The organism is Bradyrhizobium genosp. SA-4 str. CB756 (assembly GCF_000473125.1).
GTDB classification, from domain to species: domain Bacteria; phylum Pseudomonadota; class Alphaproteobacteria; order Rhizobiales; family Xanthobacteraceae; genus Bradyrhizobium; species Bradyrhizobium arachidis.
On the sequence record NZ_KI421499.1, the window covers coordinates 8,263,122 to 8,276,702 of the forward strand.

Here is a 13,581-nt window from a genome sequence, read left to right on the forward strand (position 1 = left end):
AGGTCCCAGCAACCTGCCGAAAGCATCACGCATGTCACAGCTGTTTCCGGGAGCCGTCATCGAGCCGGTCGAATTGGCCGAAGCCAGGGGCATGGTCTGCATCAGGACCGCGAGCGCATCCGATGTGGAGAGCCTGTCGGTCTATTTCACCGGTCTTTCCACCACATCGCGCAACAAGCGGTTCATGGGCGGGCGGGCCGACCTCACCGTGGTCGCGGCCGAATGCGTGCCCAAGGCCGATCGTCCTGATCATTTCACCTTGCTCGCCGAGCTCAGGCCGGACGGGCAGGGCACGATCATCGGCGAAGCGCGCTACGCCTATGATCCGGCTGCACGGCACGGCGAGTTCGCCATCTCGGTCGCCGACGCCTTTCAGCGGAGAGGCCTCGGCCTTCAGATGATGACGGCGATGGAAACGCGCGCGAGCGATCTCGGTCACGAGATGATTGCAGCCGAGACCGCGCGAGCCAACGCCGAAATGCGCGGCCCCGCGAAGAAAGCGGGCTTCGCGGACACCGGTCTCGGGGATTGGCAGTCGATCCACTTCGCCAAGCGCCTGTCGCGCTAGCGCATGATCCGGAGCGCGGCGTTTCGGAAAAGACCATCCGCAAACAATAACCTCGAGCCATGCCGGAAATTTGAGCAAGCCTGCGGCGCGGATCGTGCTCTACTGCCTCCCCTGACGGGAGTTTTGCAGGATGCGCGCAGTTCTGGATTATTGCACCGGCGGGACCGAGCGGCAGGTCGCGGCCGGCACGCACCTTGTGACCGAGGGCGGCGCCTCCGGCCACCTCTATGTGCTGATGCAGGGCAAGCTCGAGGTGCTCAAGGGCGAGATGGTGGTTGCCACCGTCACCGAGCCCGGCGCAGTGCTCGGCGAGATGTCCGTGCTGCTGGGCCTGCCGCACACCGCGACGGTACGGGCGTGCTCCGACGCGGTCGTCTACGAGTTCGAGGATGCCGCCTCGTTCCTGAAGCAGACGCCCGAGGTGGCGCTGCTGATCGCAAAAATGCTGGCGCAGCGGCTCAACGTCGCCAACACCTATCTCGCCGATCTCAAGCGGCAATATGCCGGCCACGGCACCCATCTCGCCATGGTCGGCGAGGTGCTCCAGAGCATGATCAACCTGCCGCCGCTTGAGGTCTCGCCAGGCTCGGATCGGCAATCCGATCCAAGAATGTGAGCCAGTCCGGCGGCTCCTCGATGGAGTTGGCTGGCCGCTTCAGCGGCGCGTTCAGGTCGATCCACTGCGCTTCGCCCGCCGCCAGCCAGAACGCCTTGTCCGCATCGAGATCGAGCACGATATGCGTTGGCGGCCGGCCCGGTTGCAGGCCGGCATTGAACACCCAGGTCTGGCCCAGCCGGTCGAACCACGAGCCGTCCGTGACGAACGGCGACTGGTGCACATGGCCCGAGATCACCATCGACGGCTGATACTGCATGATCCATTGCACCAGCTCGACATCGCCGAAGAAGCGCTTGCCGCCCCAGCTCGTCGGTGAATTCGCCGGCGGCGCATGATGCGCCCAGATCCAGCGCCGCGGCCGATCGACTGCCGCGTCGTGGAGCTGCTCGACGATGCCTTGCCTGACCAGCGGCCCGTCCCACCACGGGCACACCGTGAACAGCGTGTCGCCGATGGCGAGGCTGTCGCCGTCGCAGGCAATCCCGAGCTCGCGCATTTCGGATATCCAGCGCGAGATCTTCTCGCCTTCCGCATTGCGCTCGTCGAGATCGTGATTGCCGGAGCAGAGGATGACGCGGGTCTGTCCGGCCATCAGCGCGAGGTATTTCTTCACCACCACGATCTGCGCGCGAAAATCCACCATCGATCCGATGTCGAGCGCATCGCCGGCGAAGATCACGAGGTCGAACTCTTGGGCCGCGCTGACCAACCAGTCGAGCTGCGGCAGCGAATAGTGCAGGTCGGCCACGACTAGGCAGCGCATTGAAAATCCGTTCGCGATTGAAAATGGCTGGGAATTCCAAGTCGCTTGCGAAGCAAGAAGCGGACCAGCGCCGCCTTTCAATCGCAGGACTGGACCGGATCGTCGAATTCTGATGTCGTGGCGCACCCTCAACGCGGGCGTCCGCATGACCTCCTTCAAGACCATTCGTGCCCGCGCCGAGAAGCGCAAGGGCGGGGCCAAGGCGCTGGACAAGCTGATGCCTGACAAGCCCGACCTGAAGGGCCTGGCCAACCTCGGCGACGACCGTATCCTCGCAGAAATGACGAAGCGGGTGTTTTGCGCCGGCTTTGCCTGGAGCGTGATCGATTCGAAATGGGACGGCTTCGAGGAAGCCTTCCTGCATTTTCAGCCGGCCAAGCTCAGCTTCCAGCCTGAAGACTATTGGGAAGGCCTCTTGCGCGATGCGCGCATCGTGCGCAATGGCGCAAAAATCATGTCGGTGCGCGAGAACGCTGCTTTCGTGCAGGAGATCGCGAAGGAGCACGGCAGCTTCGGCAAGTTTCTGGCGAAGTGGCCGCCATCGAACGAGATCGGCCTGCTCGATCTCCTCACCAAGCGCGGCAGCCGGCTTGGCGGCAACACCGGCCAGCTGCTGCTGCGCTTCGTCGGCTGGGACGGCTTTGTGACATCCAAGGACGTCGTTGCGGCCTTGCGCGATGCCGGGCTCGACATCGCCGAAGAGGTGAAGTCGAAAGGCGATCTCGCCAAGGTGCAGGCACAATTCAACGCTTGGGCCGAGGAGACCGGCCTGCCCTACACATATCTGTCACGTATCTGCGCGCTGTCGGTCGGCGAGAACCGCAGCGAGTAGGGCTCTCGCACGCGCCAGCCAAATCATGTGCATCGTGTGGCGATCACGTGCCGCGAGCGCGGCGGATGGAACGCGCAATCACGAAATTCATTTCGCAGGAACATTTGCGCGCAGCACCCGTTCGGAAACTTGAGCCAGGCGACACCGGCGCAGGGAACGCTCGCTTCGGCTCAGTTCAGCGAAACCCGACGTGACAGAAACGGAGCAGCTCATGAAGCTCACATCCGAACAGGTTAAGCAGACCGTCAACCAACTCGGCGCTCAGGTGCTGCCCGACGAGCATCCCGCCATGCCCCAGCTCAACAGCATGTTCGGCGAGCACACCTTCTTCGTCGACGAGATGGGCCTCAAGGTCCTCGAGCCCACGCCGTCGCTGGGCGCGGAACGCGAGAGCGGCGAAGTCGTCAGCCTCGCCGATTGGGGCGATGCCGACCTGACGCGCCTGATGGCCCACGAGCCCGAGCCGACCGGGGTGATCGTGGTGTTCGAGCAGATGAAGCATTGAGCGACAATAGATCGCACGCGGGTGGTTGATTGGAAAGATCGCGCCATGAGTTCGCTGTGCAAGTGCAATCACAGCGACAACTACAATGAGCCTGATGTGAGCGGGGTCTTTGTCGAGATAGTCGAGATCCCGTCCATGAAGCATTAGCGCTGCGTTGCCGCGTGCGTCCTGCTTCGGTCTGATGGGACCGGGAGCCGACGTCACACACCTAATTGCCTTTTCTCGATCTTTGCGACGTCCGGCAACATCGTTGCACCGGGCAAGCACATCTGAGAGCGCGACGCGTCAACCTCTTTCGGCTGGCGCCTTACGCACGATTGCGTGCACAAGGCGCTTGATCTCTGTCAATTCGGCCCCAGCGGACGGGCCTCTTATGCAAAGGGGGCGACAGCATAGGAGCAAAACGATGAAGCAGACAGCGTTCAGAAATTTTGCGATTGCAACTTCGACTATCGCCTTTGCGGCGCTGTTCACCGTTGACTGGTCTGAGCAACGCGGGATCTCGCTCTCAGTTGAGCGTGCCCAAGCGAGACGACTCTATGTCAGCCCGTATCCCTATAATCACTACATACCCAATCAGACCGGTCTCCCCTGGTACGCGGTGCGCGCCTACTACGCTGGCGGCCCCTGGTGTGGGGTCGGTGGCACGACCGGATACGGATACGGATACGGATACGGCACGTCCGGCGGAGTCTTTGGAGCTGCTTCCTATACCTGCTACGACGGCTGGGATAGCTATGCGAAGCTCAACGGCATTGGCTGCACGCCTGGCACGTTGATCAAGGGTGCTGACGGAATCATGTATGTCTGCCAGTAAGCACGCGGACCAGAAAGAGGCGGCGCAATCGCCGCCTCTTTCAATTTGAAAGCGTCGTTCGTTCTCGCCGCCATCGGCTCAGTTGGTTGACGCGCGCCATCGAGAATACGCGTTGATAACGTCAAAGCCTCTGCCTCATCCGAGCTCGCAAGCCTCCTTCTCTATCTTGATCTAGCGCAATGCGGACCAGCGGGGAGGCCGCATCCTTTCAGCATGGGGCAAGCCAGTAATGGAGCAAGTTCATGAGACACATGCATCCAGCAAAACTTGCAATTGCGGGCTCAACTGTCGCATGCGCGGCACTGTTCTCGTTCAGTTGGACTGAACAAGGCGGCATCTCCTTGTCAGTGGAGAGTGCCCAAGCGCGGGTCGGACGACCGCTGACCCCGGTGAGCGTTGCAGGTGTTGCTCGCCGGCAAGGCCGGCGGGCTGCGTACGGATATGGAGCCGGGGTGGTCGGCGCTGGCGTTGCCGGCGCGGCCGCCGTGGGCACGGCTGCTGCTGTGGCGGCCACATCTCCCAACTGGGGATGGGGAAGCGGCCCTTACACAGGCGCCGGCAATTATGGAGTTACGGGCGTGAGTCCTTACAGAGGTGGGCCTTCCTACTCTGGTGGAGGCTTGGGAGCTAATGCCTACTATGGCGGGGCCCTGGGAGCTAATGCCTACTATCCTGCGTCCACGGCCAGCGACAGCAGTGGCTGGTACATAACTCCCGCCGGCATGGCCTGCACATCGGGGGCTTTTGTCACAGGCGCCAACGGCATGCCGTTCCGCTGCCCGTAAAGCACAGACGAAAGCCAGTGAGGCGAGCATCGACTTCGGCGCGTCGGCATATCAGCGACGTCATGGCACCCTGATCTGATGCGCAGAGCAGCGGAATTGGTTGCAAATCGGCACGCCGGTCACGCGCAGAAATGAGGAGGCGGCCGGAACGGCCGCCTCCGGATCAAACCCTTCTGATTCAGCGGGCGGAGGATTCATGCGGGCGAGATCATCAGGCAAATTGGCACGCAGGCATCACCTGTTACCGCAGCTTCCCTTTCGGACAATGGCGCGAGCAGCAATTTCAAGCTCCAAATTAATCATCGACCTCTCGAGGAGGTGTCCATCCGCAGGTCGGCTCGGCGCGCTCCAAAGCAGTACAGGCCAATGATGCTTATCCGGGGATGGCGAGAATTATGGTCCCTGCGGGGCGAGCGCTCGCGCATCAATGTGCGCGCGTGGCTCACAGCGAGCCACAAGCATCGTGCGTCAAACGAGCGTTCGCTTGATCCGCTGACGTCCCCAATCATCATGGGTTGGATGAAGGGCAGTTTGCGCCCGCCCAAGGACGATCGGCGTGGCGCCAAGGTTGTTTCACTCGTCAAAACATCGAGCGGACTTGACGGGTGATGGCAATTTGGTGCGTGACCTCCGAAGTTCGCAGACATGGCGTGCGCGTGAAACCGGGAAGTCCTCACGAAACGTGAACGTTTGCGACAGAAGCGGACGCCAAGGTGTTCGCTCGCACAAGGCTTGAGGATGGCGTGGTGCTGCTGGCTGGCACGCTCAATCCGCATTTTCCCAAGCAACTGATCCCGTCGTCCCGCATTCAGTCCTGGCTGGCTGACGAGGACGCAGGAGGCGATGGATCGTGCCGACTCAGCCGAATGCCAAGCGAGCATCATGCCATGAGATGCTTGCTCAGGAAGTTCATGAGCAACATGACGATTATCAGCACACCCATCACCACGACCGCGACGTTGGCGACGCGCCGCAACGGCTTGCCGAGTGGGTTCAACTCGATCAGGAAGCGCAACAGCCAAATCACGAGGCCGATGACGACGACGTTGATGACCAGATCAATCAGACCTTCGAGCATGGCAGGCCTTCCTCAATATGTCGGACGGCGCACGCAGTTGCTTCGCCTTCTGCCGAGAATGCACCTGCCGCGCAGGAGCTTCGCTGCGTCGGCAGCGCTTCGTAGTGCAACCGGCTGCAAGTGCATCAAGGGTCGATACCGTTTCATGCGCCACGGCAGCTTGCCAAACTTCCGAATGGGCAACCTCGTCCAGGATGGCTTCTCCCCGTTGATGTAGATCAAGCGGCGCATTCGCCATCGGGAAAGTATCGGCAGGCAAGGAATACCGACGACGAGGAGGCTCATGATGAAAAGGGCTCGCGGAATGCAGATCGCGTTCGTGGCAATCGGGCTGGCATGCGGATTTGGCGCGATCAATTGGACGGAAAGCGACGGCCTGTCGCTCGTGCAAAGCGCGGAAGCCAGGGTCGGTCGACCGGCAACACCGATGAGCGTCGCAGGCGTGGCGCGCAGACAGACGCGACGGGCGGTCGTAGGAGGAGCTGCGGTCGGCGCAGCGGCTGCCGGTACGGCATGTGTGCGCGTACTCGTGAATGGTTCCTACGTGTGTCGCTGAGAAACGTCTGGGCTTCGGCTTCGATGCCGCGGTCCCAGCCGTTTCATTCAGGCCTCGCAGCTCATTCCACTGTAGAGGCGCATTCACGGCGCGGAGCACGGAGCCATGGCATCATTGCGCCGCCGGATCGAAAGGACGGTATCGGCCTGATGGCGCGTTCGGCCGAGGATCATTCGATCATACTCGGAGGCGCAATGGGCATTATCTTCGAGATCAAGCACACCACCACCTACAATTATGCGAAGCCGGTGACGTTTGGCACGCATCGCGCAATGTTCCTGCCGAGGCGCGGAGCGGGCGGACGCTTGCTAAGCTGGTCCGCAGGCACCAATCTTCGCTCTCGGATCCGGTGGATTAGCGACAGCCTTTCAAACAATATAGCGGAGATCGAGATCGAGGAGCCCGGCAGCGAGTTGATCTTCACGTTTCAGTTTCGGGGCATTCATTTCGGGGCCAAGGACGTGAAGCAGTTCGTGCTGGAGCGGCGCGCCGAGAGAATGCCCGTGCAGTACACGCCGGACGAATGGAACGACCTCGCCGGCTTCATGCGCCCGCACACCGAGGATCCCGACCTCGCCCTCGCAGAGTGGGCCAGGAGCTTTGTGGCCGACGGCAAGACGATCGGTGCTTTGGAACAGATGCTCGACGCTTTCCGCGACGGATTCAACTACCAGGCTCGGGAGGCGGAGGGGACCCTTGCACCCGCGCAAACGTTGCACTCAAGGTCGGGAACGTGCCGGGACTATGCGTGGCTCATGATCGAGGCCTTGCGCCGGCTTGGCTTCGCAGCTCGCTTTGTCAGCGGTTACATCTATGATGCGGCGCTCGATGGGGGCGAGATCGGGATGGCGGGTTCGGGCGCCACCCATGCGTGGTTGCAGGTGTTCCTGCCCGGTGCCGGTTGGATGAACTACGATCCGACCAATCACATCAACGCCGGATTCGATCTTATTCCCGTCGCGCTCGCGCGGCACCCCGCTCAGGCCGTGCCTCTTGCGGGATCATGGTTGGGAAGCTCCGAGGACAATCTCGGTATGTCAGTGCGCGTCGAGGTCCACAAACTGGGTGACGTTGCTGATCAGTCCGAGGGATAGCTCGGCCGAACGCGACGCCTCGATAGTCGTGGCATAATGCCTGGGGATGTCGGCCCTTCCAAAGGGGACATCGCCCAGGCTTAGAGTTGGTTAGCCGGGAAGGTTCAGGCCGTCACGGCGGGGATCAGTCAACATCCTGCTCAATCTTCATCCTCGGCCTGCGCACGACGTCGCTCCACGACATCGCTCATGTCGTGAAGCACAAGGACCGCGAGGGCCCCCATGCGCTGCCTCTGTTCGGGATTGAGGGTCTTGTAGAGTGGCTGCCACGCCTCGGCGAGTTTATCCAGATCGGCTGATCGTTGAGCCAAGGCCTCCGAGCGTCGTTGCAGGAAGGCGATAGGATCGCGATTGCGCATGGTTTCGACGGCGTTTTGGTCGGCCCGTCTACCCACTGTTTCCGAGATTTTTGCAACACGGGCCTTCCTATCTTCCGCCCTGGCACGAATGGCGCTCTCGACAGGCGGCCAGAGTTTTTCCTGGTCAGGTGTCAGTTGCAATGCGGCCTTGGTCAAATCGATCCGCATGTCCATCAATGTACTCCGGTCCACTGCGTTGAGCTTCTCTGGCGTCGCAGGTGAGGGAGTTTGCGCTCGGGCAATCGACGGTACGGTAAGAAGGAGCGCGGCTGTTCCGATCACTACTACTTTCATCATCGGCGACCTCCTGGGTAAGCGGCCTCCAGCACCACGCCAACAATGGTCGGCAGTGCGATGTCGCATTGATTCAAATCAAGGGACTTGAGGAAAGAATCGTGGCGCGCAGGCAAGTGCGACGACATGTCCGTTCTCGCGCCGGCATTCGGACGAACGAACGTCTACATCAAAGCGTGCGTAAGCAACTGGGCCGCGAAGAGGTAATTGGCGCTGGCGCTTGCTGCCGCGGAATTTGCTCGTCATCGTGCAGGCGCATGGCGTGACGGCGTTCGCGGAGCGGACCTTGATTTGGCTCAAAACCTGTCCCGCATTTGGCTCTTGAATTCCAGGTTGGTACTGAACCACAGCGAGAGGCACAATGATCCGACTATTTGCCATTGTGGGCTTCGCCGTAGCATCTGGTTGGTCGCTGATGTTCATCGCTTGAAAGGATGGAGCATGAAAGCAGCTTCGCTGGGCGCACTCTGGATTGGAATGCTCGCTTCTGCCGAGGTGCTCGCTGCGCCGTGCTCGTCCTATTACATTTCGGAAATCACTCTCGTATCGGCGGCCGACACCGAGGCCGGGCGCGTACAGACGTTTGTCGGATTCGGAGCGTCGAAGGAGGAGGCCGAGAACAACGCCCTGGGATCCTGCTCGCACATCCAGCTCGACCTTCAAACATGCCAGGACTCGGATCGCCGCCTAAGTCGCAATGCGCCTTCGGACCAGCCTGACGGCTCGCTTCATTTGAAGTACACGAAGGCGGTGAAGCGCATCACCGGCTGCGACTAGGTGCGTGTCGTGGCGATGGCAGATGACAACGAGCATTTTCCCGAAGTCCGCGGCTTCGGCTCGTTCGATGCAGCTCAAACGCCATGAGCGGGGCGCGTGCTTACCCGGCACTGCCCCAAAAATGGGAAATTGTCGGAAGTACTTGATTTTACTGGCGCACCCGACACGATTCGAACGTGTGACCTTTGCCTTCGGAGGGCAACGCTCTATCCAGCTGAGCTACGGGTGCTAGTGGGGCCTCATTTAGCTGATTGGCGGGGGGCGGGCAACCGCTTCTCGCCGACATCATGTCAGGCCGATTTGCGCCGGATCGGGGTCGGAACTGGCACGCCCGCGCGGCGGAGCCCGGCGAATTCGGCGAGCAGGCGGTCGGCGCCGATGACGCGGTTGCGGCCGAGCCGTTTGGCCGCATAGAGCGCCTCGTCGGCGGCACCCAGCAGCCGGTCCGGGCCGCCGTCGGCTTCGCCCGGAATGTGGCTGGCGACGCCGACGCTCAGGGTGACGTGGTCGCCGGCCCCATTGGCGCCATGGGCGATCGCCAAGGCCATCACCGCGGTGCGGATGTCCTCCGCAACAGTGCAGGCGGCCTCGCCATCCATGTCCGGCAGGATCAGCGCGAATTCTTCCCCGCCATAGCGGCTGGCGAGATCGAGCGGGCGCACGGCATGCCGGCTGACGACCGCAGCGACCGCGCGCAGGCATTCGTCGCCGGTCTGGTGGCCGTGGCGATCGTTGAACAGCTTGAAATGATCGACGTCGGCGAACAGCAGCGCCACCGGCTTCTGCGTCCGCTGGGCGCGGGCCCATTCGTTCATCAGCATCTGGTCGAAGGCGCGGCGGTTCGACAGGCCGGTCAGCCCGTCCTTGGTGGCGAGCTCCTTCAGCGCCGTCTCGGCGCGCTTCTGGTCGGTGAGGTCTCGCAGCGTCTCCACCACCGCGATCAGGTCGCCGGCCTCGTCATGGATCGGGCCGGCGTCGATGGCGAGATAGAGCTGGCTGCCGAGCTTGGGCATCACGCACCAGTTCTCCGCGGAAAAGCCAAGCCCGTTATGACCGCGCGCGGCATATTCCGAATAGTATTCCGGCAGCTGCTCGGGACGGTCGAGCGCGACGAGGTCGGCAAGGCAGGGCCGCCTGGTCTCGTAGAACGCCTGCCAGTGTCTTGTCGTGCCGATCACCTCGGAGGCGGCAACGCCGGTCAGGCGCTCGCAGGCGCGATTCCAGATCACGACGCGGCGTTTGGGGTCGATCACGAAGGTCGGCACCACCAGGTGCTGCATCAGCCGCACGGCATAGGAGTCGGCGACATCGACGATCTTGCGCGATCTTGCCATTAGGCCACCGCCGCCACGCGCACGGCATCGCCCGGGCCGAACAGCTTGCGCACGTCAGCGGCCGGCTTCGGCGCGCTGAACAGGTAGCCCTGCATCTCCGTGCAGCCGAGGTTACGCAGCATCTCGCGCTGCGCCTCGGTCTCGACGCCTTCGGCGACCGTGGTCATGTTGCTGGCGGCGGCGATGTTCACCACCGCCTGCACGATCACGGGCGCGCCGCTGGTCTCCGCGATGTCGGCGACGAAGCAGCGGTCGATCTTGATCTTGTCGAACGGGAAGCGCTTCAGATAGCTCAGCGAGGAATAGCCCGTGCCGAAATCGTCGAGCGCGATGCGCACGCCGATCGCGCGCAGCTGGTGCAGGATCGAGAGCGCGGCCTCGTCGTCGCGGATCAGCACGGCCTCGGTGATCTCGAGCTCGAGCCGGCGCGGATCCAGCCCCGACGCGGCGAGCGCGCCGGCGATCCGCAGCGCCAGCGTGTCGCATTTGAGCTGCACCGGCGAGACGTTGACCGCGACGCGCACATGCGCAGGCCAGGTCGCGGCCTCGTTGCAGGCGGTGCGCAGCACCCAGTCGCCGAGCTCGTTGATGAGGCCGGTGTCCTCGGCCACCGGAATGAACTCCGCCGGCGAGACCATGCCGCGCTCGGGATGCCGCCAGCGCAGCAGCGCCTCGCAGCCCGAGACCTCGCCCGAGCGCAGATCGACCAGCGGCTGGTAGTGGATCTCGAAGCCGCCATTCACCAGCGCCCAGCGCAGATCCTGCTCCATGGCGAGGCGCGCCTTGGCGCTCGCGTCCATCTCCGGCTCGAAGAAGCGGTGGGTGCGGCGTCCCTCGGCCTTGGCGCCGTACATCGCAAGGTCGGCGTTCTTGATGAGCTGGTCGAGATCGGCCCCGTCCTGCGGCGCCAGCGCGATCCCGATGCTGGCATCGGTGGAGAGCTGGTGGCCGAGGCAGTGATACGGCTGCCGGATCGCCTCGTAGATCCGCGTCACGAAGGACAGCACGTCCGCAGAGGACTGGATCCCGGTCTGGATCACGGCGAATTCGTCGCCGCCGAGCCGCGCGATCAGATCGTCCTTCTTGAGGCAGCCGCGCAGGCGGGTCGCGATCGCCTTGAGCAGCTCGTCGCCGACATGATGACCGAGCGAATCGTTGATGCCCTTGAATTCGTCGACGTCGATATAGAGCAGCGCGAACTGGCAGCCATCCGCGACCTTGGCCAGCTCGCGTTCGATCTGCTCGCGGAACAGCGTGCGGTTCGGCAGGTCGGTCAGCGCATCGTAATGCGCCATATGCGCGATCTTGTCGTGGGCGCGCCGCCGCTCGGTGACGTCCTCGATGACGCTGATGAGATAGCGCGGTTCGCCGGACTCGTCGCGGATGCCGATCCGCGTCGAGGTGATATAGCGCATCCCCTTGGTCTGGCTCGGCCAGGGATGCTCGTCCTTGAACAATCCGGTGTCGGCGCCTTGCAGCGCCTCGCTGTCGTCCTCGGTGACGCGCCTCGCCGTCTCCTCCGGGTAGACGTCGAGGGGAGTCTTGCCGACGATGGCTTCGCGCGATCGGCCGAACTGCTCCTCGGCGGTCCGGTTGACCAGCAGATATTGCCGCGTCCGGGCGTCCTTCACCGTGATCTGTGATGGAATATGATCGATGATCTCGCGCAGGAACGTGTAGTTGCGGTCGCGCTCTTGCTCCAGATTGCGCCGCTCGGTGATCTCCTCGATGGTGGCGACCCATCCGCCTTGCGCGAGCGGGGTGTTGATGACCTGGAAGGCGCGGCCGTTCGGCAAATGATGGGTTCGCGTGGAGACCGTGCCTTCGGCCACGACCCGCATCACGTCGGCGCAGAACGCCTCGACGTCGCCGTCGAACGCGCCGCGCTCCTTGCGGTGACGCATCGCCTCGAGGATGTGACAGCCGGGCTTGATGACGTCGTGGGACAGGCCGAACATGTCGGCATAGCGGCGATTGCAGATGACGATGTAGCCGTTCGCGTCGTACAGGATCAGCCCTTGCGACATGTTGTTGAGGGCGGTGTCGAGCCGCTGTCGCTCCGCTTCGATCCGCGCCTGGGCGTCGCGATTCTGCCGGTTGATCTGGCGGATGATCAGATAGAGGATCATCGCGATCACGGCGGCCGAGAGCGTCGCGGTCGTGACCATGAAGCCGGTCTGCTGCCGCCAGTCGGCCAGCGCAGCGCTCATGGTGTTGGTGGCGACGATGACCAGCGGAAAATGGTTCAACGAGGCGGCCGAGCCGAGCCGCTCCTCGCCGTCAACGGGGCTCCTGACGCGAAGCGTGTGCTGGCCGCCCTTGGCCAGCACCTTCTGCATCAGCGGTGCCGTCTTGAAGCTCCTGCCGATCAGCTCCTCGACATGCGGATAGCGCGCCAGCATCTTGCCTTCGCGGTCGAACAGCGCAATCGCCGTGCCTTCGGCCAGCGCCACGGATGCGAAATAGTTCTGGTAGGTGTCCGGATCGATGCGGCGGACCATCGCGCCGAAGAAAGTGCCGTCGGTCCCGTGCAGCCGCCGCGCCACGATCGTGGTCCACTTGCCGATGATGAAGCTGCGGACCGATTCCAGGATGACCGGCTCGGACATCGGATCCGACTTGAAGGTCTGGAAATAGGCGCGCGAGGAGACGTTGATCTTGGGCAGCGGCTGGCTTCGCGACCAGTTGATCAACTCGCCGTCGGCATCGTAGATCGCGATGTCGCCGAGATAGGAGACCGAGCTGATCTTGCTGCGCAGCATCTGGTTCGCGGCCGGTCCCGTCATGCGCTCGCGGAACATGGCGGCCGAATTGATCTCCGGCAGGTTCATCTGCCCGATCAGATCGGCGGCGACGACGTCGGAATCTTCGAACTGCTGATCGAAGTGGCGCGCGATCAGCTGCACCGTGTTTTCCAGCTCGCGCTCGCGATTGACGAGGGTCCGCTCGCGGAATTCGCCGATGGCCATTGCGGTCACGGCGAAGATCCCCGCGACCAGCAACACGCCGCACAGGGTCAGCCAAAGCACCGGCCCGCGCCGAAGCGCTGCCTCCCAGCCGCCTCGGGCGGCTAGGGACATTCCGGTTGCCATCCCTGTAAAGACCTGGCGCATTCCCCCTCCCTGGAGGGACAGAATTACACCGCACAAATGGCGCAAACCTTAGGAAAGCCAGTTACCTAAGCATTAATCCGGTTGCGC

13 protein-coding genes and 1 tRNA gene are annotated in these 13,581 nt (G+C 62.9%); 8 read left to right on the top strand and 6 right to left on the bottom strand.

Going from position 1 to position 13,581, the window contains the following annotated elements; translation table 11 throughout:
- The first annotated feature begins 31 nt into the window (after positions 1 to 31).
- Positions 32 to 568, top strand: a complete 537-nt coding sequence (locus BRAGE_RS0139985) for a GNAT family N-acetyltransferase (RefSeq protein WP_027563984.1) — start codon at positions 32 to 34, stop codon at positions 566 to 568.
- A 130-nt stretch (positions 569 to 698) separates the two neighbouring features.
- Positions 699 to 1,184 (top strand): Crp/Fnr family transcriptional regulator, encoded by a 486-nt coding sequence (locus BRAGE_RS0139990; RefSeq protein WP_027563985.1) that lies wholly within the window; start codon positions 699 to 701, stop codon positions 1,182 to 1,184.
- Here the strand turns inward: BRAGE_RS0139990 and BRAGE_RS0139995 are convergent.
- Positions 1,123 to 1,950 carry a metallophosphoesterase family protein gene (locus BRAGE_RS0139995; protein ID WP_027563986.1) on the bottom strand — a complete coding sequence of 276 codons (828 nt, stop codon included), beginning with the start codon at positions 1,948 to 1,950 and terminating at the stop codon, positions 1,123 to 1,125. The two genes, BRAGE_RS0139990 and BRAGE_RS0139995, sit on opposite strands and share 62 nt — an antisense overlap.
- 145 nt (positions 1,951 to 2,095) lie before the next feature.
- Between BRAGE_RS0139995 and BRAGE_RS0140005 the strand changes: the two genes are divergently transcribed.
- From BRAGE_RS0140005 to BRAGE_RS0140020, 3 genes are all read left to right on the top strand, one after another.
- Entirely contained in the window at positions 2,096 to 2,782 is a 687-nt protein-coding gene (locus BRAGE_RS0140005; protein WP_027563987.1) for a DNA-3-methyladenine glycosylase I, read from the top strand.
- Positions 2,783 to 2,993: 211 nt separating this feature from the next.
- Entirely contained in the window at positions 2,994 to 3,287 is a 294-nt protein-coding gene (locus BRAGE_RS0140010) for a hypothetical protein (protein ID WP_027563988.1), read from the top strand.
- 406 nt (positions 3,288 to 3,693) lie between these two features.
- Positions 3,694 to 4,104 (top strand): hypothetical protein, encoded by a 411-nt coding sequence (locus BRAGE_RS0140020; protein ID WP_027563989.1) that lies wholly within the window; start codon positions 3,694 to 3,696, stop codon positions 4,102 to 4,104.
- A 1,665-nt stretch (positions 4,105 to 5,769) separates the two neighbouring features.
- Here BRAGE_RS0140020 and BRAGE_RS55385 read toward each other — a convergent pair.
- The gene (locus tag BRAGE_RS55385; RefSeq protein WP_027563990.1) at positions 5,770 to 5,967 is read right to left on the bottom strand and encodes a hypothetical protein; all 198 of its coding nucleotides are present in this window, start codon (positions 5,965 to 5,967) and stop codon (positions 5,770 to 5,772) included.
- Positions 5,968 to 6,253: 286 nt separating this feature from the next.
- Between BRAGE_RS55385 and BRAGE_RS57390 the strand changes: the two genes are divergently transcribed.
- Positions 6,254 to 6,523 (top strand): hypothetical protein, encoded by a 270-nt coding sequence (locus tag BRAGE_RS57390; RefSeq protein WP_035731982.1) that lies wholly within the window; start codon positions 6,254 to 6,256, stop codon positions 6,521 to 6,523.
- A gap of 194 nt (positions 6,524 to 6,717) precedes the next feature.
- Positions 6,718 to 7,617: a transglutaminase family protein gene (locus tag BRAGE_RS0140030; RefSeq protein WP_027563991.1), complete on the top strand. Its 900-nt coding sequence runs from the start codon at positions 6,718 to 6,720 to the stop codon at positions 7,615 to 7,617.
- 140 nt (positions 7,618 to 7,757) lie between these two features.
- Here BRAGE_RS0140030 and BRAGE_RS0140035 read toward each other — a convergent pair whose 3' ends face one another.
- On the bottom strand, positions 7,758 to 8,273 hold the full coding sequence (locus BRAGE_RS0140035) for a Spy/CpxP family protein refolding chaperone (RefSeq protein ID WP_027563992.1): 516 nt from the start codon (positions 8,271 to 8,273) through the stop codon (positions 7,758 to 7,760).
- Positions 8,274 to 8,711: 438 nt separating this feature from the next.
- On the opposite strand from BRAGE_RS0140035, the gene BRAGE_RS0140040 reads away from it, so the two are divergent.
- Complete coding sequence (locus BRAGE_RS0140040) at positions 8,712 to 9,047, top strand: hypothetical protein (RefSeq protein ID WP_141263337.1); 336 nt, start codon at positions 8,712 to 8,714, stop codon at positions 9,045 to 9,047.
- Positions 9,048 to 9,199: 152 nt separating this feature from the next.
- Here BRAGE_RS0140040 and BRAGE_RS0140045 read toward each other — a convergent pair.
- The 3 genes from BRAGE_RS0140045 to BRAGE_RS0140055 all read right to left on the bottom strand — a co-directional run bounded on the left by BRAGE_RS0140045 (position 9,200) and on the right by BRAGE_RS0140055 (position 13,494).
- A tRNA-Arg gene (locus tag BRAGE_RS0140045) sits at positions 9,200 to 9,276 on the bottom strand.
- A gap of 61 nt (positions 9,277 to 9,337) precedes the next feature.
- Entirely contained in the window at positions 9,338 to 10,381 is a 1,044-nt protein-coding gene (locus BRAGE_RS0140050; RefSeq protein ID WP_027563994.1) for a sensor domain-containing diguanylate cyclase, read from the bottom strand.
- Positions 10,381 to 13,494, bottom strand: coding sequence for a bifunctional diguanylate cyclase/phosphodiesterase (locus BRAGE_RS0140055; protein ID WP_027563995.1), 3,114 nt, complete (start codon positions 13,492 to 13,494; stop codon positions 10,381 to 10,383). Before BRAGE_RS0140055 ends, BRAGE_RS0140050 begins: the two co-directional genes overlap by 1 nt.
- Between the last annotated feature and the right edge of the window lie 87 nt (positions 13,495 to 13,581).

Coding starts and splice junctions, on each gene's coding strand:
- BRAGE_RS0140055 (WP_027563995.1), bottom strand. CDS start 13,494: ATGCGCCAGGTCTTTACAGGGATGGCAACCGGAATGTCCCTAGCCGCC.
- BRAGE_RS0140020 (WP_027563989.1), top strand. CDS start 3,694: ATGAAGCAGACAGCGTTCAGAAATTTTGCGATTGCAACTTCGACTATC.
- BRAGE_RS55385 (WP_027563990.1), bottom strand. CDS start 5,967: ATGCTCGAAGGTCTGATTGATCTGGTCATCAACGTCGTCGTCATCGGC.
- BRAGE_RS0140040 (WP_141263337.1), top strand. CDS start 8,712: ATGAAAGCAGCTTCGCTGGGCGCACTCTGGATTGGAATGCTCGCTTCT.
- BRAGE_RS0140010 (WP_027563988.1), top strand. CDS start 2,994: ATGAAGCTCACATCCGAACAGGTTAAGCAGACCGTCAACCAACTCGGC.
- BRAGE_RS0140050 (WP_027563994.1), bottom strand. CDS start 10,381: ATGGCAAGATCGCGCAAGATCGTCGATGTCGCCGACTCCTATGCCGTG.
- BRAGE_RS0139985 (WP_027563984.1), top strand. CDS start 32: ATGTCACAGCTGTTTCCGGGAGCCGTCATCGAGCCGGTCGAATTGGCC.
- BRAGE_RS0139995 (WP_027563986.1), bottom strand. CDS start 1,950: ATGCGCTGCCTAGTCGTGGCCGACCTGCACTATTCGCTGCCGCAGCTC.
- BRAGE_RS0140005 (WP_027563987.1), top strand. CDS start 2,096: ATGACCTCCTTCAAGACCATTCGTGCCCGCGCCGAGAAGCGCAAGGGC.
- BRAGE_RS0140035 (WP_027563992.1), bottom strand. CDS start 8,273: ATGATGAAAGTAGTAGTGATCGGAACAGCCGCGCTCCTTCTTACCGTA.
- BRAGE_RS57390 (WP_035731982.1), top strand. CDS start 6,254: ATGAAAAGGGCTCGCGGAATGCAGATCGCGTTCGTGGCAATCGGGCTG.
- BRAGE_RS0139990 (WP_027563985.1), top strand. CDS start 699: ATGCGCGCAGTTCTGGATTATTGCACCGGCGGGACCGAGCGGCAGGTC.
- BRAGE_RS0140030 (WP_027563991.1), top strand. CDS start 6,718: ATGGGCATTATCTTCGAGATCAAGCACACCACCACCTACAATTATGCG.